This window comes from Frankia nepalensis, from assembly GCF_016786325.1.
Lineage (GTDB): Bacteria > Actinomycetota > Actinomycetes > Frankiales > Frankiaceae > Pseudofrankia > Pseudofrankia nepalensis.
On the sequence record NZ_JADWYU010000333.1, the window covers coordinates 1 to 1,854 of the forward strand.

Below are 1,854 nucleotides of genomic sequence, written 5' to 3' on the forward strand. Positions count from 1 at the left end.
GTCGTTGTTCGCGGGTGAGCCGTCGGGGTTGGTGGATTGGGAGGGGGGTGGGGTGCGTTTGTTGGCGGGGGCGCGGGGGTGGCCGGTGACGGGGCGGCCGCGTCGGGTGGGGGTGTCGTCGTTTGGGATCAGTGGGACGAATGCGCACGTGGTGTTGGAACAGGCCCCGGACATCGCCGGCCCCGACACCGACGGCGAAGCCGGGCTCGGTTCTGGTGCGCCTGGCGAGCCGGCGCCGCGAGTTTCTGAGGTCATCAACCTGACGCGGCGGCCGGGCGATGCCGACGTGGATGGTGATGTGCCGCCGATGGCTGTGCCGGTGTCGGCGCGGAGCACGGTGGCGTTGCAAGCGGTGGCGGGGCGGTTGGGGCGGTTCGTCGGGCAGCACGCGGACCTGGATGTGGCCGGGGTGGGGTTCTCGTTGGCGACGGCGCGGGCGGTGATGCCGTATCGGGCGGTGGTGCTGGCGACCGGTCGTGAGGAGTTGCTGGCGGGGCTGGCCGCGGTCGCGCAGGGGCGGGAGCATCCGCGGGTCGTCACCGGCGAGGCCACAGGCCCGGTCGGCGGGCTGGCGTTCGTGTTCGCCGGGCAGGGCAGCCAGCGTCCGGGCATGGGCCGGGAGCTGTACGCGGCGTTCCCGGTGTTCCGGGCCGCGTTGGACGAGGTCTGCGCTGTGCTGGACCCGCTGCTGGGCGACGAGCTCGCCGCCGCGGGAGCCGGGTCGCTGCGCGAGGTCATGTTCGCTCCGGACGGCGGCCTGTTGGCTGGGGTGTTGGAGCGGACGGTGTTCACGCAGGCGGCGTTGTTCGCGTTCGAGACCGCTCTGTATCGCCAGGTGACGGCGTGGGGCATCGAGCCGGATCATCTTGCCGGTCATTCGGTCGGGGAGATCACCGCCGCGCATGTGGCGGGTGTGTTGTCGTTGCCGGATGCGGCCGCGTTGGTGGCGGCGCGGGGCCGGTTGATGAACGCGCTACCGGACGGCGGCGCCATGCTCTCGGTCCAGGCATCGGAGGCGCAGGTCGTCCCGGTGCTGGCGGAGACCGGCGGCGTGGTGGCGGTCGCGGCGGTCAACGCCCCGGACTCCGTGGTCGTCTCGGGTGAGCACACGGCCGTCGAGGCCGCGGCCCGTGCCCTGGAGGGCCAGGGGGTGAAGACCCGGCGGCTGCGGGTGAGTCACGCGTTCCACTCGCCGCTGATGGACCCGATCCTCGACGAGTTCCACACGGTGCTGGCGGGCCTGACCTACCAGACCCCCCGCATCCCGATCGTCTCCACCCTGACGGGCACCCTCGCCACCGACGGGGACGTGAGTACCCCCGACTACTGGGTGCGCCACGCCCGCGAGGCTGTCCGCTTCGCCCAGGCCATCACCACCCTGCAAGGCAACGGCACCCGCGCCTACCTCGAACTCGGCCCCGACAGCTCACTGACGACGCTCGCCGGCCGCACGCTCGTCGACCCTGACGCCCACCAGGCGGAGGCCGAGGTCCACCTCGTCTCCACTCAGCGCCGCAACCAGCCCGAGCCCGCGGCCGTGCTACGCGCCGTGGCCGCCCTGCACACCACCGGCACCAGCCCCCACTGGCCGGCCTTCTACCCCCAGCCGGGGCCCGTCGTCGACCTGCCGACCTACCCCTTCCAGCACAAGCACTACTGGATGCCCACGGACGCCGACGTGACCGCGGCGGTGACGGGGCATCCGATGCTCGACCAGGTGGTGGAGCTCGCGGATGGCGGTGTGGTGTTCACCGGCAGCATCTCCCTCACAGCCCACCCCTGGCTCGCCGACCACACCATCCACGGCACCACCCTCTACCCCGGCACCGGCCTGCTCGAACTCGCCCTCCACGC

Annotated in this window: 1 protein-coding gene; it reads left to right on the plus strand. The window is 72.5% G+C overall.

The genetic code is table 11. The annotated features are described in order from the left end of the window. Nucleotides 1-112 precede the first annotated feature (112 nt). Nucleotides 113-1,854: acyltransferase domain-containing protein (locus tag I6A81_RS41020; protein WP_323132741.1), on the plus strand; the 1,742-nt coding region annotated here is incomplete at its 3' end.